The organism is Chelatococcus sp. KU-N122 (assembly GCF_055391085.1).
This window is the reverse complement of the sequence record NZ_AP043981.1, coordinates 7,212,741-7,231,668: the sequence shown is the minus strand read 5'-3', so window position 1 is coordinate 7,231,668 and position 18,928 is coordinate 7,212,741. Positions and strand designations below refer to the sequence as shown.

At 67.9% G+C, this 18,928-nt stretch carries 13 protein-coding genes; 6 read left to right on the top strand and 7 right to left on the bottom strand.

The window, feature by feature from the left end; all coding sequences use genetic code 11:
• Nucleotides 1-1,233 carry an efflux RND transporter periplasmic adaptor subunit gene (locus ACZ5PO_RS32675; RefSeq protein ID WP_464186777.1) on the top strand — a complete coding sequence of 411 codons (1,233 nt, stop codon included), beginning with the start codon at nt 1-3 and terminating at the stop codon, nt 1,231-1,233.
• A 142-nt stretch (nt 1,234-1,375) separates the two neighbouring features.
• Nucleotides 1,376-4,594 carry an efflux RND transporter permease subunit gene (locus tag ACZ5PO_RS32670; protein ID WP_464186776.1) on the top strand — a complete coding sequence of 1,073 codons (3,219 nt, stop codon included), beginning with the start codon at nt 1,376-1,378 and terminating at the stop codon, nt 4,592-4,594.
• 33 nt (nt 4,595-4,627) lie between these two features.
• Here ACZ5PO_RS32670 and ACZ5PO_RS32665 read toward each other — a convergent pair whose 3' ends face one another.
• Nucleotides 4,628-5,779, bottom strand: a complete 1,152-nt coding sequence (locus ACZ5PO_RS32665; RefSeq protein ID WP_464186773.1) for an FAD-dependent oxidoreductase — start codon at nt 5,777-5,779, stop codon at nt 4,628-4,630.
• Between the two features lie 214 nt (nt 5,780-5,993).
• On the opposite strand from ACZ5PO_RS32665, the gene ACZ5PO_RS32660 reads away from it, so the two are divergent.
• A complete protein-coding gene (locus ACZ5PO_RS32660; protein WP_464186772.1) occupies nt 5,994-7,883 on the top strand; it encodes a hypothetical protein in 1,890 nt (629 codons plus the stop codon).
• On the opposite strand, the gene ACZ5PO_RS32655 is transcribed toward ACZ5PO_RS32660, so the two are convergent.
• The 6 genes from ACZ5PO_RS32655 to ACZ5PO_RS32630 form a co-directional block, all read right to left on the bottom strand.
• Nucleotides 7,884-9,491, bottom strand: coding sequence for a class I adenylate-forming enzyme family protein (locus tag ACZ5PO_RS32655; RefSeq protein WP_464186771.1), 1,608 nt, complete (start codon nt 9,489-9,491; stop codon nt 7,884-7,886).
• An 85-nt stretch (nt 9,492-9,576) separates the two neighbouring features.
• Nucleotides 9,577-10,329, bottom strand: a complete 753-nt coding sequence (locus ACZ5PO_RS32650; RefSeq protein WP_464186770.1) for an SDR family NAD(P)-dependent oxidoreductase — start codon at nt 10,327-10,329, stop codon at nt 9,577-9,579.
• Between the two features lie 6 nt (nt 10,330-10,335).
• Nucleotides 10,336-11,715 (bottom strand): Rieske 2Fe-2S domain-containing protein, encoded by a 1,380-nt coding sequence (locus tag ACZ5PO_RS32645; RefSeq protein ID WP_464186768.1) that lies wholly within the window; start codon nt 11,713-11,715, stop codon nt 10,336-10,338.
• Nucleotides 11,716-11,794: 79 nt separating this feature from the next.
• Nucleotides 11,795-13,513 carry an FAD-dependent monooxygenase gene (locus ACZ5PO_RS32640; RefSeq protein WP_464186766.1) on the bottom strand — a complete coding sequence of 573 codons (1,719 nt, stop codon included), beginning with the start codon at nt 13,511-13,513 and terminating at the stop codon, nt 11,795-11,797.
• 21 nt (nt 13,514-13,534) lie between these two features.
• Nucleotides 13,535-14,440 carry a VOC family protein gene (locus ACZ5PO_RS32635; protein ID WP_464186764.1) on the bottom strand — a complete coding sequence of 302 codons (906 nt, stop codon included), beginning with the start codon at nt 14,438-14,440 and terminating at the stop codon, nt 13,535-13,537.
• Between the two features lie 72 nt (nt 14,441-14,512).
• Nucleotides 14,513-15,397, bottom strand: a complete 885-nt coding sequence (locus tag ACZ5PO_RS32630; RefSeq protein WP_464186763.1) for a fumarylacetoacetate hydrolase family protein — start codon at nt 15,395-15,397, stop codon at nt 14,513-14,515.
• A 162-nt stretch (nt 15,398-15,559) separates the two neighbouring features.
• On the opposite strand from ACZ5PO_RS32630, the gene ACZ5PO_RS32625 reads away from it, so the two are divergent.
• From ACZ5PO_RS32625 to ACZ5PO_RS32615, 3 genes are all read left to right on the top strand, one after another.
• Entirely contained in the window at nt 15,560-16,306 is a 747-nt protein-coding gene (locus ACZ5PO_RS32625) for a GntR family transcriptional regulator (protein WP_464186761.1), read from the top strand.
• Nucleotides 16,307-16,515: 209 nt separating this feature from the next.
• Complete coding sequence (locus tag ACZ5PO_RS32620; RefSeq protein ID WP_464186760.1) at nt 16,516-17,463, top strand: PDR/VanB family oxidoreductase; 948 nt, start codon at nt 16,516-16,518, stop codon at nt 17,461-17,463.
• An 83-nt stretch (nt 17,464-17,546) separates the two neighbouring features.
• Nucleotides 17,547-18,779: an ABC transporter substrate-binding protein gene (locus tag ACZ5PO_RS32615; RefSeq protein WP_464186757.1), complete on the top strand. Its 1,233-nt coding sequence runs from the start codon at nt 17,547-17,549 to the stop codon at nt 18,777-18,779.
• The last annotated feature ends 149 nt before the right edge of the window (nt 18,780-18,928 follow it).

Sequence of the window (18,928 nt, the reverse complement as noted above, 5' to 3'; positions counted from 1 at the left end):
ATGGCCACCAATTCCCGTTTCCGAAGCCGCGCCGCACTCGCCGCCATGGTGGCGGCGAGCTTCGGCGCAGCCCAACTCACCTCTTGGCCGGTGGCGGTCGCGACCGCTGAGGAGCCCGCCAAGACCGAGCCGGCGACGCCGGTGTCGGTCGCAGCCGTCGAGCAGCGCGACGCCGTGACCTGGAGCGAGTTCTCCGGCCGGCTGGAGGCGATCGACCGGGTCGAGATCCGACCGCGCGTCGCCGGCGCCGTGCAATCGGTGCACTTCCGCGAAGGCGCTCTGGTCAAGCAGGGCGACCTGCTGTTCACCATCGATCCCGCCCCCTTCGCCGCCGAGGTCGACCGGGCCGAGGCGCAGCTCGCTGCCGCCAAAGCGCGGGTGACGTTGACCAAGAGCGACCTCGACCGCGGCCAGCAACTGCTCGGCGCCCGCATCGTCACGCAGCGCGAGCTGGACCAGCGCGAGAACGCCGCGCGCGAGGCCACCGCCAACGTGCGGGCTGCGGAGGCCGCTCTGCAGACGACCCGGCTCAACCTGGGCTACACCCAGGTGAGGGCTCCGGTCTCGGGGCGCGTCGGCCGCATCGAGGTGACCGTCGGCAACCTCGTCGACGCGGGCGCCAGCGCGCCGGTGCTGACGACGCTGGTCTCGCTCAACCCGATCTATGCCAGCTTCAGTGCCGATGAGGACGTGGTGGCGCGGGCCCTGAAGACGCTCGGCACGCAGAGCGCCGCGCAACTGGCCGATCCGCACCTGAACGTGGCCCGCATTCCGGTCGAGATGGGCACGGCCGCCACCGACGGCACGCCGTATCGCGGCAAGCTGCAGCTCATCGACAACCAGGTCGACGTCCGCAATGGGACCGTCCGGGTCCGCGCCGTCTTCGACAATGCCGGTGGGCAGCTGATCCCGGGCCAGTTCGCGCGGCTGCGCATGGGCCAGCCCAAGACCGAGCCGATGCTTCTGGTCGACGAGCGCGCGGTCGGCACCGACCAGAACAAGAAGTTCGTGCTCGTCGTCGGCAACGACCACAAGGCGGTCTACCGCGAGGTCTCCCTCGGCGCGTCCATCGACGGGCTGCGCGCGGTGACCGCCGGGCTCAAGGCAGGCGAACGCATCGTCGTCAATGGCCTGCAGCGTATCCGCCCCGGCGCGCTGGTGAACCCGCAGATGGTGGCGATGGACGCTCGCTTCGCAGCAGCGCCCAGGCCCACCACCGTCGCCCAAAGATAGCTTCCTAGAACCGGTCCGGGTCAACCGGACCGCAACAAATCCCCATCCGCGTCGAGCAGCCGCCGACGCGGGCCGGATCACCTCTGGCCCGCGATCGGGGAGGCTCTGCTCCGCGCCACCTTCGGCAGTGTGAGGCCGCGCCATGAACCTCTCGAAGTTCTTCATCGACCGGCCGATCTTCGCCGGTGTCCTCTCCGTTCTCATCTTCCTCGGCGGCCTCCTGGCGCTCCGGGTCATGCCGATCTCGGAGTATCCCGAGGTCGTGCCGCCCCAGGTGGTGGTGCGCGCGCAATATCCCGGCGCCAACCCCAAGGTGATCGCCGAGACGGTGGCGACGCCGATCGAGGAGCAGATCAACGGCGTCGAGGGCATGCTCTACATGTCGAGCCAGGCCACCACCGACGGGCTGATGAGCCTGACGGTGACGTTCAGGCTCGGCACCGACCCGGACAAGGCTCAGCAGCTGGTGCAGAACCGCGTCAGCCAGGCCGAGCCGCGGCTGCCGGCCGTGGTGCGCCAGCTCGGCATCACCACCATCAAGAGCGCGCCGGACCTCACCATGGTCGTGCACCTGCTGTCGCCCAACGACCGCTACGACATGACCTATCTGCGCAACTACGCCGTGCTCAACGTCAAGGACCGGCTGGCGCGCCTCGACGGCGTCGGCCAGGTGCAGCTGTTCGGCTCCGGCGACTATTCCATGCGCGTCTGGCTCGATCCGCAGCGCGTCGCCGAGCACGGGCTGTCGGCCGGCGACATCGTCAAGGAGATCCAGGCCCAGAACGTGGAGGCGGCCGCCGGTGTCGTCGGCGCCTCACCGAGCGTGCCGGGGATCGACCTGCAATTGTCGATCAACGCGCAGGGGCGCCTCGCCAGCGAGGAGGAGTTCGGCGATATCGTCGTCAAGACCGGCGCGGGCGGCGAGATCACCCGCCTGCGCGACGTCGCCCGCATCGAGCTGGGCGCGGCCGAGTACGCGCTGCGCTCGCTGCTCGACAACAAGTCGGCGGTGGCGGTGCCGATCTTCCAGGCGCCCGGCTCCAACGCCATCCAGATCTCCAACGACGTCCGCCGGACCATGGCGGAGCTCAAGAAGAACATGCCGGAGGGCGTCGACTACTCGATCGTCTACGACCCGACCCAGTTCGTGCGGGCGTCGATCGAGGCGGTCATCCACACGCTGCTGGAGGCGGTGGCCCTGGTGGTGCTCGTCGTCATCCTGTTCCTGCAGACGTGGCGCGCCTCCATCATCCCGCTGCTGGCGGTGCCGGTGTCGATCGTCGGCACCTTCGCAGTGATGCACGTCTTCGGTTTCTCCATCAACGCGCTGACCCTGTTCGGCCTGGTGCTCGCCATCGGTATCGTCGTCGACGACGCCATCGTCGTGGTGGAGAACGTCGAGCGCAACATCGAGGCAGGGCTGGCGCCGCGCGAGGCGACCTACCAGGCCATGCGCGAGGTGTCTGGCCCGATCATCGCCATCGCCCTGGTGCTGGTCGCCGTGTTCGTGCCGCTCGCCTTCATCAGCGGCCTGACCGGGCAGTTCTACAAGCAGTTCGCGCTCACCATCGCCATCTCAACGGTGATCTCCGCGATCAACTCGCTCACCCTGTCGCCGGCGCTGGCGGCCCTGCTGCTCAAGGGACATGACGACCCCAAGGACGGGCTGACGCGCCTGCTCGACAGGCTGCTTGGCTGGTTCTTCCGCCGCTTCAACCGGGCCTTCGCCCGCGCTTCGGACGGCTACGGCGCCGGCGTGCGAGGGGCGATCTCCCGCAAGGCCGTGGTCATGGGGATCTACGTCGTGCTCGTCGGGCTCACCGTGGTGTTGTTCAAGCAGGTGCCCGGCGGCTTCGTGCCGGCGCAGGACAAGCAGTACCTCGTCGGCTTCGCGCAACTGCCGGACGGGGCCACCCTCGATCGCACCGAGGAGGTGATCCGCCGCATGAGCGACATCGCGCTCGCCCAGCCCGGCGTCGAGAACGCCATCGCCTTCCCGGGCCTGTCGATCAACGGCTTCACCAACAGTTCCAACTCCGGCATCGTCTTCGCCGGCCTGAAGCCGTTCGCGGAGCGCACGACACCGGAGCTCAGCGGCGGCGCCATCGCCCAGCAGCTGAACCAGAAGTTCGGCGCGATCCAGGAGGCCTTTATCGCCATGTTCCCGCCGCCGCCGGTGCAGGGGCTCGGCACCATCGGCGGCTTCAAGTTGCAGATCGAGGACCGGGCGGGCCTGGGCTACGACGCGCTCGATCAGGCCACCAAGGCGTTCCTGGCCAAGGCGAGCCAGGCGCCGGAGCTCGCCGGCCTGTTCTCCAGCTTCCAGGTGAACGTGCCGCAGCTCACAGCCGACATCGACCGCACCAAGGCGCGCCAGCTCGGCATTCCCGTGACCGACGTGTTCGACACCCTCCAGATCTATCTGGGTTCTTACTACGTCAACGATTTCAACAAGTTCGGCCGCACCTATTCGGTGCGTGTGCAGGCCGACGCCAAGTTCCGGGCGCGTTCCGACGACGTCGGCCAGCTCAAGGTGCGCTCAGCGTCGGGCGAGATGGTGCCGCTCGCGGCGCTGCTGAAGGTGCGCTCCGGCGCCGGGCCCGAGCGCGCCATGCGTTACAACGGCTTCCTCTCGGCCGATATCAACGCCAACGCCGCGCCGGGCTTCTCGTCCGGCCAGGCGCAGGACGCGGCCGCGCGCATCGCCGCCGAGACGCTGCCCAAGGGTTTCGACTTCGAATGGACCGAGCTCACTTACCAGGAGTTCATCGCCGGCAATTCGGCGGTCTGGGTGTTCCCGCTGGCGCTGCTGCTCGTCTTCCTGGTGCTGGCGGCGCAGTACGAAAGCCTGACCCTGCCCATCGCCATCATCCTGATCGTGCCCATGGGCCTGCTCGCGGCCATGACCGGCGTGTGGCTGAGCAAGGGCGACAACAACGTCTTCACCCAGATCGGCCTGATCGTCCTGGTCGGGCTGTCGGCCAAGAACGCTATCCTGATCGTCGAGTTCGCCCGCGAGCTGGAGTTCGCCGGGCGCGCCCCGGTCGCCGCGGCGATCGAGGCTAGCCGCCTGCGGCTGCGGCCGATTCTGATGACGTCGCTCGCCTTCGTCATGGGCGTGCTGCCGCTGGTGCTGTCGACCGGGGCCGGTGCCGAGATGCGCCATGCCATGGGCGTCGCGGTGTTCTTCGGCATGATCGGCGTCACCGCCTTCGGCCTGATCCTGACGCCGGTGTTCTACGTGCTGCTGCGGCGGCTGACCGGCAACCGGCCGCTGACGCAGCACGGTGATGTCAGCCATCCTCCCGTTGTGGCGCCGGTCGTGCCGCACACGGCTGCGCGGGAGCTGGAGCACGCCTGACGCTACAAAAGTTGGGCTCGAGCGGCGATCCGCTCACGGCTGCACCTCGTCGTTGCCTGCGCCGGCGAGTGGCGCTGTCATGGCATCGTAGCCGAAGAACCAGTCGGTGTCGGCGTCACGATGCATCCAGCTGTTTTCCAGCGAGATGCGCTGCACCTCGGCGACGCGCGGGACGCGGGTCGCGGCATAGCAGCGGAATGCGTCGGCCGGCTCGGCGAACGCCGCGAGGCAGCGGCTGAGCACAGCCGCGTCCTCGATGGCCGAGGCGCCGCCCGCGGCCATGTAGGGCCGCACCGGATGGCAGGCATCGCCCATCAGCACGACGCGGCCCTCGCTCCAGCGATCGTTGCGCGGCCGGTCGCAGATCGGCCAGACCATGATGCCGGGTGCCGCCTCCACGGCGCGCCGCAGATCCGGATGGAAGTCGCAGAACGCGTCGAGCAGCGCCTCGCGCGTGCCGGGCACCGACAGCTCGTCGAAATCCCACGACGGCGCGGGGACGGCGCCCATCAGATAGAGCTCGTCGCGCCGGCCGGTCATGAAATAGGCAAGCATGTGCCTGTCCTCGCCCCACCACTTCGTACAGTCGCGCGGAACGGGGCCAGCAATCCGCTCCGGCGCGAAGATGGCGCGCTGGGCGATGCGGCCGGTGTAGCGGGGCGCCTCCACCCCGAACAGGGCTTCGCGCACCTTGGAGTGCAGGCCGTCGGCGCCGACGACGACATCGGCCCGGGCGGTGCGGCCGTCGGCGAAGGCGAGCGCCACACCGTCGCCGACCGGCTCCAGCCCGACCAACTGGTGATCGAAGGCGATGGTGCCCGGCGCCAGGGCCTCCTCCAGCACCGCGTGCAGGTCGGCGCGGTGGACGTTGAGGAAGGGGCCACCGAAGCGTTGCTCCGTCTCGGCATCGAAGGTGAGCTCGTAGAGGGTCTCGCCGGTGTCCCATGCACGGCTGACGAAGGCATCCGGCGCAATGGCCGCCGCGCGCAGTCTGGCCTCGAGGCTCAAATGCCTGTGGACCTTGACCGCATTGGCGCTGAGGATGATGCCGGCGCCGATGCGGGCGAACGCCGGCGCCCGCTCGTAGATGCGGACGGAAAAACCGTCCCGCTGCAAGAGGCCGGCAAGCGTCATGCCGGCAAGGCCGGCTCCGACCACGGCGATCGTCATCGGGCGTTGCTGCATCGTGCGACCGATCCCCCCTGACTATCCTCGTTCTGATGCTCGTGCATCCGCGCTGGGAAGCAAGCCGCGGGCCGAGCCCCCCTGCGCCATGCTCGACGGCGCCGAGCATGGTGGAGCGTGCTGGCGCTTGCTGGGCACGTCAGAGTTGTGTATGTGAACATACAGCGAACGGAAGCCCGCATCACGGCCATAAGATCGCTGACGGTGGGGGCACATGCGAATACATGCATTGCTGTCTATTATTCTGGCGGTCGTAAATTTCAGCAGTCCGGCCAAAGCTGGTCTCGAGTATCGAAATTTGCCGCTGCTCGCCTTCGGCGTGGAGAATTCGACCCTCGATCTGTTCGTCGAGGAGGATATGATCGCGTCATCGTTGGCGCAAAAGCGATTGACCCAGGCCGACGCGTCATCCGTGTTGTTTTACGAGGGCGCCGACCGGGCATCCGAGATTGACGCGGTTCTCAAGGGGCAGCCCGGTCTCAGCCTCGGTCACGCCATGCCGTACGTCTATGTCGCCGTCAATCACGCCGTGGACAGTATGATGCGCAGCGTGATGGCGGTGCCTCACTCGCGGGAGGAGGCACGGGCGGCGAGCTTCGGCGTCGACCCCGACGGGGACGGCTTCAAGAACCTGCGCGATCTGATCCCTGCCAAGGCCATCCGCGGCCAGCGCTTGCGCGTCGAGGCGTACTTCACGCGCAAAGCCTTCGAGGCCGCCGCCGGCGGCGGCCGACGCGACAGCGGCGCTCACGCCTTCTGGGATCCCGGCAGAACGAGGATCGGATTTTTTGTCGACGGCTCTGTGTTTCGCTGGCTTCCGTACAGGGCCGCTCAAGACCAGCAATCGTCAGAACGCGCTGCAATCCAGATCAGGGACTATGTGAACGGCCGCACCATCGAAGCGGCTGGACGCGATCTCTTCGGCTTTGTTCAAAGCATCATCGGCGCTCCCGTCTACGCGCACCCGTTCCTGGCGGCGGCGACGGCGCGCTTTGTTCAGGAGAGCTCGCTATCGCGGGAGGAAATGCGCCAGCTGGAGGAAGCGCAGAGCGTTCGGGGCCTGCCGCGCACGCTGCCCTCTACGTCCCTCTGCGGCACTCTTGTCGAGACAGCGCCGCCGTTGGGGCTGGAGGCCATGTACCGGCTCTCTCGTACTGCGCCGCGCGTGAGTGCCGGGCTCGACATCGAGAGCTTGCTGCTGGCGACCGCCGCTTCCGCCGATCGAGGGCGTGTACCTGGCTCGGACGATGCGGATGCCTTGGGGCCTGCGGTGCTCCTGTTCGTCTCGACTCTGCCGCGCGAGCGCTTTCTGGCGCATTTCGGGCCGCTCGCAACAGGTGCCGGGGCGGACGAGGCCCGTGCTGCCATCCGCGGCGTGAACCAGCTGTTCGGAACCTGGTGGTCAGCTTTCGCCGGACGATGGTGGGGCGATCCGCGCGGCGCGCAGATCTATGAGCTTGTGGCGAACAGCGCCACCAACTGCCTCAACAACAGGTATTACACGGCGGCACTGGCGGGAGCGCGGCTGATGGGCGCCATGCGGCCGGAATCGCCCACGCCCCTCGTCTACGCCGGCGACGCATTCTGGCGCGTACAATATCCGATCTTTGCCCTTGACGATTACACCAGGGCGCTCAGGCGAGCCGAGACGTATGGCTACGCGGACGAGCCGCGGAGCCGTCCGGCGTCTCGGTTGGGGGATGTCTACGAAACCCTTGGGGATCTTCCGGCGGCGATCGAGGTGTTTTCGCGGTTCGATCGCCCTTCCACAGATGAGCAAGATCCCGGAGCGCTGATAATCCTCCTCCGGTCGCGACTGAAGGGCGCGTTCTACAAGCGTTTGCTTCAATTTCATCGTGAGCAGAGCGCGGATGCGCTTTCATTCGTGAACGACTATGTTGCGTTGCTCCAGTTCGGCGGTTGCCCGGACGCTGCCGAGCGAGCGCGCATCGAAGAGCTTCGAGCCCTCGTTCAATCGGATCAACCCGCCTTCCTGATCGCATTTGCGAAGCACTTCGAGGCGCTGAAAACCAGGATGACGGACTTCGATGCGAGCGCTGATTTCGCACTGTTGCTGGAGGCGCGGCGATCCTACTGCAGATAGTCATCTAGACTGGCCGCGCTGCTCCAGCAACTGCCGCAGCGCGGTCTTGAGGATCTTGCCGTTGGCGTTGCGCGGCAGGGGCTCGTCGAGGCTCGTCACGGTGTCGGGAACCTTGTAGTCGGACAGGCGCTCGGCGCAGAAGCGCTTGATGTCGGCAGCGTCGAACGGCCGGCCGTCGGCAAAGACGAAGGCATGTGCGCGCTCGCCCAGCACCGGGTCGGGGGCGCCGACGACGGCGGCTTCGACCACCGACGGGTGGTGCGTCATCACGCTCTCCACCTCGATGCAATAGATCTTGAAGCCGGCGCGGTTGATCATGTCCTTCTTGCGGTCGAAGACGTGCAGGTAGCCGTCGGCGTCGATCGAGCCGATGTCGCCGGAGATCCAGTAGCCGCCGACGAAGCCCGTCCGGTCGCCGTCCGGGTTGTTCCAGTAGCCGGGCACCACCATGGCGCCGCCGATGAGGATCTCGCCGGTCTCGCCCGGCGCCACCTCCCGTCCCTCGTCGTCGACGATGACCACGTCAGCGCAGGGCAGCACCTTGCCGACCGAGGCCGGCTTGCGGGCGATGTCGCCCAGCGGCAGCAGGGTGACCGGCGATGAGGTCTCGGTCGAGCCGTAGATGTTGCTGAGCGCCAGATTGGGCAGCGTCTCGGCCAGCCGTTCGATGGTGGCGCTCGGCATCGGCGCGCCGCCGAAGCCGGCCACGCGCCAGGCCTCGAGGTCGAAGGTGGTGAATTCTGGATCGAGCAGGCAGAGGTTGTACATGGCCGGCACCATGAGCGAGAATGTCATCCGCTCCTTCGCCGCCAGCTCGAGGAAGGTGCGGGCCTTGAACGCCGGCATGATGACGGTCGTGCCGCCGACGGCAAGCAGCGCCAGGAAGACGGCGACAAGGCCGGTGACGTGCGAGACCGGAACCGCCAGCACCGAGACATCCGACGAGGTGAGGCCCAGGCCCTGCTCGAAGTGGATGAGGGAGTGGATGGTGCTGACGTGCGTCAGCATCGCCCCCTTGGGCTTGCCGGTGGTGCCCGACGTATAGAGCAGGCAGAGCGTGTCTTCCTCGACCACCGCCGGAAAGGCCACCCGGGCGCCGGGGGTGAGCAGCCCCGCGAACGGCGTCGCCCTGCCGTCGCCAACCACGTAGGCTTGGCGCAGCGACGGCACGGTGGCGCGCTCGGGCAGGTTGGCCTCGTGCGCCGCGTCATAGATCAGCGCCGCCGCTTCGCACTGGTTGAGCACGAACTCGATCTCAGGCCGCCGCTGGCGGATGTTCATGGGGACCGCGATCAGGCCGGCCCGCGCCGCTGCCAGGAAGGCGTAGAAGAACTCCAGCCCGTTGCCGAGCAGCAGGGCGACGCGCGCGCCGGGCTCGAGCCCTTGACGGACCAGGTTGGCGGCGACGCGCTCCACCGTCTCGTCGAGGGCGCGGTAGGTGACGCGGGTGCCGTCCAGAACGAGGGCGTCGCGATCGCCGAAGCGCGCCACGGCGGCGCGGAACAGGGCGTCGAGCGAGCCGGGGCGATCGGCGAAGCAGCGCACCACGCGGCTGCCGTAGCGGATCTCGTGCCGGATCGCATGACGCATCGTCGTCGGGCCGCTCATCTCAAGGTCTCCCCCGGGCCAGTGTCGGATAGGTCCATAGCCCCTGCCGGGGAGACCGCAAACCCGCTTTGATGCCGGCAACGGATCAGCAGGCCAGGTAGCCGCCGTCGACACTGAGTTCGGCGCCGGTGATGTAGGAGGCTTCGTCCGAGGCCAGGAACAAAGCGGCGGCGGCGACTTCCTCGGCCCGGCCGGGCCGTCCGAGCGGGATGCGCTCGAGCAGCCTGGTGCGGAAAGCTGGGTCCGCTGAGCTGACAGAGGTGCGCATCGGCGGCAGCATGCCGGGGTGAATGGAATTGCAGCGGATATTGTCGGCGCCGAACTCGACCGCCGTGGACTTGGTCAGCAGCCGCACCGCTGCCTTGGAGGCGTTGTAGCCCATGTGGACGCCACGCTGGCCGATGTGCGAGGAGATCGATGAAACATTGACGATGGCGCCGCCGCCTGCAGCCCGCATCACGCGGGTGGCGTGCTTGGTGCCAAGGAAGGCGCCGCGGGCATTGATGTCGATCAGCCGCTGCCAGCCATCCGTGTCGAACACGTCGGTGAACGACGTGCCGCTGATGCCGGCGTTGTTGACGAGGATATGGAGCGCCTCGAAGGCCGCCCGGGTCGCCGCGACGGCCGCCTCCCAGTCGGCCTCGCGGGCCACGTCGAGGTGACAGAAAATCGCCGTGCCGCCACCTGCCGCAATCTCCGCCGCAACCGCTCGGCCGTCGTCGTCGACCACATCGGCGACGACGATCTTGGCGCCTTCCTGGGCAAAGCGCCGGGCGATCGCGGCGCCAACGCCGGACGAGGCGCCGGTGACCAGCGCCACTTTGTTCGCGAGCCGCATCGTGCGTCAGAGCCTCGCCGCAGCCCGATCGTCGGGAGCGTAGGTTGCGTGGAGCACCGCCTCGTTCTCGGCCATGAACGCGTCGAAGTCGGCGATCGGCGACAGCTTGGCGATGGCGCGAACGCCGTAGGTGTCGGCCCGTCGTGTCGCCTCGGGCACGGTGCCCGTCTGCAGGTCGCGCGCCATCTTGATCAGGCGGCGGCGTGCCGCGACCGTGGGGGCGTCCGAAGCCACCAGATGCTCTCCCGACCGGTCGACGATGCCCGGCGGCTCGCCCGGTGCCGCCGGCATCGACTCCTGAAGCCCGCGGTCCTGCTCGTTGATGCCGAAGATGCCGGTGAAGCTGTGCATGCGCTGGATGTCGCGGTCGATCAGGTAGTCGTTGCCCTTGTTGGCGGTGGGCACGAAGGTGTCGATCACGTAGCCATGCGGCAGCTGTACCGCCCCCCGCGTCATGCGCGGCGGGAACGAGACGCCGTCACGGATCTCCGCCATGTCCTCTTCGCCGAGCGGCCGGTCGACCCGGTAGCGGTAGGCGAAGGTGGTCGTCATGTAGTCGTCGATCGGCGTCCAGCCGCGCCCCTGCCCGAAGTAGAACTCCGGTGTCGCAGGAATGGCGCTCCACATGGGCAGCATCCAATGGCTGACGCGCCAGTAATACTGATCCTCAAAGCGGCGGCGGGCGCCGTAATAGAAGCCGTACGGCGTTTCCTTGATATAGATCAGCGGCGCGCCATCGTCGGCGATCGACGCGCCGCGCGCCAGGCTGTCGCTCATGTCCTCGGATTTGTGCAGGAAGCTGATGTGCGAGGTGTCGATCTCGCCTTCCATGCCCTGCACCCAGTTGGAGCGCTGGATCCAGCGCGAGACGTGCACGTACTCCGGCGGCAGGTCCATCCATTCCATATGCGGCAGATCGGGGATGGCGTCCTTCGGCCCCATGTAGATCCAGATGATGCCGCCGGCTTCGCGGGTCTCGTAGGCGGTGATGCGCATGCGGCGCACCAGGCTTTCGAAGTTGTCGGGCGGGATGATGTTGGGAATGTCGACGCAATGGCCGTCGACATCGAATTTCCAGCCGTGATAGACGCAACGCAGTCCGCACTCTTCGTTGCGGCCGAAGAACAGCGGCGCCCGTTTGTGTGGACAATAGGCGTCGACGATGCCGACGCGGCCCTTGCTGTCGCGGAAGGCGACCAGGTCCTCGCCGAGAACGCGTAGACGCACCGGTGGGCTGTCGGGCCTGGCGATTTCCTCCACCAGCAGCGCCGGCAGCCAGAAGCGCCGCAGCGCGGCGCCCATCGCGGTGCCGGGGCCGACCCGCGTCAGGATCTCGTTGTTCTCGCGCGCCAGATCACGCACGCTGTTCGACTGCGATGGCTGCAATCCAACCTCCCATTGTTTGACCGCGCGGCGCCGTCGAGGGCTCCGATTGAAGCTGGAACGAGTGTAGTAAAAAAATATATTACGTCAACGAAAGTAAATCACTTTGACGTGCTGGATGGGCGTTCGCCTCAGGGGCGCCGCACACCCGATCGAGCAGGCCATCCACGTCCGCTGGCAGCCGGTCGCCGCGCCACGCGATATGCTGATCGGGACGCACCAGCACGTGGTCGACGCCATAGAGCGCATGCGCTTCAGGGTGGGCGACCTGCAGGCGGGCGAGGGGGATCCCCTTGCGTTCGGCCGCCACCTGCATCCGGGCCGCCGCTGCGCCACCATCGACGAAGGTCAGCAGCGTGAAGCCGGGACCGAGGCGGTCGAAGAGCGACGAGCTGCGTCCGCGCCCGGAGTCGAGCCAGACATGCGGGGAGCGTCCCCCGGGGATGCTGCTCGGCGTATAGGCGAGCAGATCGTCCGGCGGCGGGGCGGCGTCGCGCACGACGATCGGGGAATCGTCGTAGCGGGCACCGAGCTGCGTGCCCAGCGAGGCGTATTCCTCGCCAAAGCTGTCGAGGAGGGCCCCCAGCTCGCGCCGTGCGTCCGCGCCGTCCGGCGTGTCGTCCTCGACGCCGGCAGGGAGGTCGACTGCGCCGACGCTCTTGGCGAGCTCGCGGGCGGCGTGGGTGTTGCGCAGCGCGACCGGCCGACGCTCCTGCTCATAGGTGGCCAGCAGCCCAGCGCCGCCCCAGCCGTTGACCGCAGCGGCGAGCTTCCACGACAGGTTGGCCGCATCATCGATGCCGGTGTTCATGCCGAAGCCGCCCGTGGGCGTGAACAGGTGCACCGCATCGCCCGCGAGCAAGACGCGGCCGCGCCCAAAACTCTCGGCGACGAGCGCGGCGCCGGCGGTCCATGGCTCCTGGGAGATGATCTCGACCGGCAGGGCCGGGTCCCCGGTCGCCGCCCGGATCTGGGCGATGACCTGCTCGGGGCCGACATCGGCGGGGCTGCCGGTCGCCTTGGTCATCACCAGGAACTCGTCGGCCCCGTTCAGCGCCGTGAGGATGCTGCGCACATCCGGGTTCAGCGCCCAGGAGTGCCACGCCCTCCGTGAGCCGAGATAGTCCCGGTAGAGGGTGGGCGCCCGCACGTAGCTCGACATCATGGCGCCGCCCAGGAAGGCCTGCTCGAGGCGGTCGAAGCCGCCGTAGCGGATGCCGAGCACCTTACGCACGAAGCTGCGGCCGCCGTCGCAGCCGACGGCATACCGGGCCCGATAGGTGACCTCGTCGCCATCGGCGCCCGTGGTTGCGAGGGTAACGTGGCTGCCTTCGTCTGCCATGGCGGTCACCGTGCGTCCGAACGCCAGCGCGATGTGCGGCCGGGTCGCGGCATGATCGAACAGGAAGCGTTCGACATACATCTGGTTGCCGCGGTGGATCGGCTCCGGCACCTGGTCGGTGGCCGCCGATGCGGCCATCGTCCGCAGCTTCTCGGCGCTCGTCGGCATGCGGCAACGCGCCAGCTCGAAGCTGCCGTAGCGGGTAAAGTAGGCGACGTCGGTCGGGTGATCCTGTGGCAGGCCGATCTGCCGGATCGCCTCCGACAGGCCGAGCCGCCGGTAGTGCTCCATGGTGCGAGCGTTGTGGGTGCTGCCCTTCGGGTGCCACCGGGTCGTCGGCGCGGCGTTGAGGACGACGCAGTCGATGCCGTAGAGGTCGAGCAGCAGCGCCAGCACCAGCCCGACCGGGCCGCCGCCGACGATGGCCACCGGGACCTCCCGGACGGGCTGATCAGACATGTCCAAGCTCCGGCCGGCAGCTCATCGGGCGGGAGCCGGGGCGGGGAAGTGGAGCCCGGCTTCGAAGAAGGCAGGAGCGGGCGGACCGCCCCAGAGGTTGATCCAGCGGCCGGACAGCCCCTCGCTGACATCCCAGCTGCGCGGCTCATAGGTGTTGTCGTTCTCGATGCGGTCCATCTCGACCGAGCTTTCGACGACGCAGCCGTTGCGATCGAGAAAATACGTGAAGATGTTGCCGCCGGCGCCGTGGCGTCCGGGCCCCCACAGCAGCGACCGCTCGCTGCCGGCGAGATTGTCGGCGATCGACGAGAGATCGCTCAGGGCGTGCATGTCGAAAGCGTAGTGATGCAGCCGGCCGTCGCCGGGACCGATGGCGACGGTGTGATGATAGCCGTCATGGCCGCGATACCAGCGGAATTGCCCGTCGTTGGTGCGGTCCGACAGCTTCATGCCGAGCACGTCAACGAGGAGCACATGGGTGCCCTCGGGGTCGTCGACGTGGATGTTGATGTGCTCGATCCGCCGCGGCCGTGGCCGCGCTCCGGCCGGAGTCGGCCGGCCGATCCGCGGCACCGCCGTGTGCACCTCGAAGATCGGCCCGCTGGGCAGCCGGAACGTGACCGACCGCTCGATTTCGGGGCAGGACGGCTGGTCGGCGACGATCTCGATTCCCGCATTGGCGAGCCGTCGGGCGGCTTCCGTGACCGCGGCGGCGTCCATGGCCTCGAGGCCGATCGACAGCGCCGCGGGCCGCGGGCCGCGGCGGATACGGACATCGTGGTGCCGGTCCAGGCACGACAGGAAGGTCGTGTCCTGGCGTTGCTCGGTGACACGGAGGCCGACGATATCCGTCAGGTCCCGCGCCAGCGCCTCGGGATCCGGCGACTCGACGGCGACGTAGCCCAATTGGCGAATGAGATGGCTCAACTTTGCTTCCTCCCGACAGGCCGCTCGGCGGCGCGGCCTCACCAAACGCGACGGTCTGCCCTCATGCCCGGCTCAGGCTGCTGCCTTGGGCGTCGCCCGCACCTCGGCGCGGATCGGGTTGCTCAGGACCCCGATGCCGTCGACCTCGACCTCGCAGACGTCGCCATCCTTCATGAACAGCGGCGGCTTGCGGGCGAGCCCGACACCCGCGGGCGTGCCGGTGACGATCAGGTCGCCTGGCTCCAGAGTGACGGCATCGCTGATCTGGGACACCAAAGTGGCGACGTCGAAGATCAGATCGTCGGTCGAGGCGCTCTGCACCACCGCCCCGTTCAGCCGCGTCGTCAGGCGCAGGCCGCGCGCCCCGGCCGGCAGGCTGTCCGCCGTGACGAACACCGGGCCGAAGGCCCCGGTTGCGTCGTAGTTCTTGCCGAGCGTCCACTGCGGCGTCCGCAACTGCACGTCCCGAATCGAGCCGTCGTTGAACAGGGAATAACCGGCCACATGGTCGAGCGCGCGGTCGCGCGAAATGCGCCGGCCGGCCCTGCCGATCACGGCGACCAGCTCGCCTTCATAGTCCAGCTGCTCGGAATCGATCGGCAGGATCATCGGCGCGCCGGCCCCGATCAGGCTGGAGGCAAAGCGGGCGAAGATGGTCGGATGGCTGGGCGGCTGGGTGTTGGTCTCGCTGGCGTGATCGCGATAGTTCAGGCCGACGCAGATGATCTTGCCGGGCCGCGAGATCGGCGGCAGCGTCTCGACCGTCGCTAGATCGATCTCCGGCGCACGCTCTAAGGTGGCGCCCGCGTCGGCGAGCCGGGAGGCACCGGCGGCGATGAGCGCCAGCAGCGAGCCGGGGTAGCCGGGCTCGCCCTCCCGCAGCCCGAAGGCGCGGCCGCCCGATTGCACGATGGCCAGGCCCTGACGTCCGGCGTCGGCGAACTCAAGAAAATGCATGCTGTTTCCTGATGTTGGACGGCGCCTCGACAGCGCGGCAGCCTTGACAGGGCTGGACCTCTACTGCCTTTAAATGTATGATGTCAATTAAAATATATTTATTTGGCCAATGCGCGTGTGATGCTCGCGCCAGACGAGAGACGAGGAATGGTCGGAGACGCCATGACCGGGGATCTGCCGAAGAGCCTGACCGAGCGCACGTATCGGACGCTGCGGTCCGACATCCTATCCTGCAAGTACCCGCCCGGCGCGCGCCTGCGCATCGCCAACCTGTGCGGCGAGCTCGACGCCAGCCTGGGCGCCGTGCGCGAGGCGCTGTCACGGCTGGCGGCCGAGGGCCTCGTCGTCTCCGAGGCACAGAAGGGGTTCAGCGTCAGCGTGGTGTCGCGGAAAGACCTGCTGGACCTGACCGTCGCGCGCTCCACCGTCGAGGGGATCTGCCTCACGCGGGCCATGCTGCACGGCGGCGTGGAGTGGGAGGCCGCGATCGTCGCGGCGCTGCACCGGCTCTCACGCCTTGAGCGAGTGTCGGGAGACCTGGCACCGCGCATGTCCGAGGATTGGGCCGCAGCCCATGCCATCTTCCACGCGGCGCTCGTCTCCGCCTGCGACAGCGAGTGGCTGCTGCGTATTCGCGCCATGCTGTTCGAACAGTCCGATCGCTACCGGCGGCTGACGGCGGCCTTGGTCAAGGAGGAGCGTGACGTCGATGCCGAGCACCAGGCCATCGCCGACGCGGCGCTGGCGCGCGACGCCCAGCGCGCGACGGCTCTGCTGGAAGATCACTTCCGCCGTACCGCCGAGGCCGCCAGCGAAATCGTCGACACCCTCATGGTCAGGCCGGCAGCCCGACGCAAGCCGGCGAGCGCTGATCCAGCCACAGCTCGATCCCGGCTGATCGTCCCCTAACAACAGCGTCAGGCACGTGCGAGTTACAAAGCTGGCCCGTTTGCGTCCCGCCATGATAATACATTTTAATTGACAATATACATTTTATGACTTAATCGTGGGAGAATGATGAGCAGGCTGCGGTCCCGGACTCATCGGCGGCAGGTCGGGAGTGATCTCTGGTGCTAGGGTGCGCGCAGGGCGAGGCGGGATGGGAACCGGAGCACGGTGTGACCGCCGATGTGATGCCGGCTCGGTTGATCGCCGAGCGCTATGCCGCGCGAGACATCAATCTCTACGAGTTCGCCCCCGTCGGCGGCGGGGTTCTGCCGGAGGCAGTGCCGGGCGCGCACATCGACGTGCATCTGCCCGGCGCCGTGGTCCGGCAATTCTCCGTGGTGGTGCCCGAGGCCCGGCCGTTGAGCTACGTGGTCGGCGTCAAGCGCGACCCGGAGGGGCGCGGTGGCTCCCTCTACATGCACGATCAGCTCCGGGTCGGCACGGTGCTCAACATCAGCCCCCCTCGCTGCCATTTCGCCCTCGACGAGGCGGCACCCCATAGCGTGCTCATCGCCGGCGGCATCGGCATCACTCCGATCTGGAGCATGGTGCAGCGGCTGGAGCGCCTCGGGGCCTCCTGGTCCTTGTCCTACGCGAGCCGCTCACGCGCCGATGCGGCATTCCTGGCGGAGCTGGAGCGCCGGTCCGGCGTCGCGTTCCATTTCGACGACGAGGCAGGCGGGCGCGTCCTGGACGTCGCTGCCGTCGTCGCCGCGGCGCCGTCGGGCGCGCACCTCTACTGCTGCGGGCCCAAGCCGATGCTGGGCGCCTTCGAGCGCGCGACCGCCGGCCTGCCGGCCGGCCGCGTCCATGTCGAGTACTTCACGGCCAAGCAGGAGGCCGCGACCGCCGGCGGCTTCCGGCTGAAGCTGGCCCGCAGCGGCCTCGAGCTTGCCGTCGCGCCTGGCCAGTCGATCCTGGAGGCGGTACGTGCCGCCGGCATCGACGTGCCGTCGTCGTGCGAGGAGGGCATCTGCGGCTCGTGCGAGACGCGGATCATAGCCGGGCTGGCCGACCACCGCGACAGCATTCTCAGCGAAGCGGAGCGGGCCGCCGGCGAGACCATGATGATCTGCTGCTCCGGCGCCAAGGGCGACGAGCTCGTCCTCGATCTCTGAGCACGCGTCGCCGTCTACGCGGCGCGGGGGAAGTCCTCGAATCCTGAGGGCAGCAAGACTTCATAATCCAGGGGAGGAACGCCATGCCTTTCGACATTTCTCGCCGTGCGCTGGTCGGCGCTGCCGCAGGCCTCGCCGTCGGCTCGCTGACCGGCGCACGCGCGGCGGACGCGCCGGTGATCCGCATCGGCCTGCTGACCGACATGAGTGGCCCGTCGGCCAACATCACCGGCGCCGGCTCCGCTGCCGCCATCAGGCTGGCTATCGAAGACTTCCACAAGGCGCATCCGAACTTCGGCAGCAAGGTCGAGCTCATCGTCGGCGACTTCCAGTCCAAGCCGGATCTGGCGCTGGGCCTGGCGCGGTCGTGGCTGGAACAGAACGGCGTCGATGTGATCATCGGCCTGCCACTGTCGGCGGCGGCGATCGGCACCATTCCGCTGCTCGAAAAATTCGACAAGGTCGGCTTGCTGACAGAATCGGGCGCGTCCGACCTGACGGGTAAGTATTGCAGCCCCAACCACGTGCAGTGGACTTACGACACTTACGGCATCGTCTCGCCGACTGTGAACGCCCTGGTGCCTGACGGCGGCGACAGCTGGTATTTCATCACGGCGGATTTCAAGCTCGGCCACCAACTGGTCGAAGACACCACCGGCTTCGTCCAGAAGGCAGGCGGCAAGGTCGTCGGCAAAGTGAGCTTTCCTTACGACACCAGCGAGTTCTCGAGCTACCTGCTGCAGGCGCAGACCAGCGGCGCCAAGGTCATCGCCCTGGCCACGCCCGGCAACGCGGCGACCAATTGCATCAAGCAAGTGGCCGAATTCGGCATCGCCAAGGACGGCCGGCGCATCGCGTTGCTGATCTCGCTGATCAACAACATCCATGACGTCGGCCTGCCGGCGGCGCAGGGCCTCTATATTGCCGAAACCTTCTATTGGGACCGGGACGAGGGCACGCGCGCCGTCTCCAAGCGCTTCGGCGCCCAGATGGGCGGGGCGATGCCCAACATGTGCCAGGCGGGCGACTACTCGGCTGTCACCCACTACCTCAAAGTCGCGGCCGCCATGGGCGTTGCCGAGGCCAAGCGCAGCGGCCGCGCCACGATCGCAGCCATGAAGGCGACGCCGACCGACGATCCGCTGTTCGGCAAGGGCTCGATCCGCCGGGATGGGCACAAGATGCACGACGTCTTCCTGTTCAAGGTCAAGTCGCCGCAGGCATCGAGGTATCCTTGGGATTACTACGAGCTGGTCAAGACGTTCTCGGGCGAGCAGGCGTTCCGTCCGCTCGACTCCGGGGGCTGCACCATGTGAGCGGTCGGCTGCTCAGCGCAGAGCGGCGAACTCGGCGAAGCATCGGAACCAAGACATCGCGCCGCGAGCAGATCGCGACGATCACGTAGAGCTGGCGCGAGGCGAAGCTGAACGGTTTCGCTCCAACGCCCTCTTCGGTGGAGACGTTC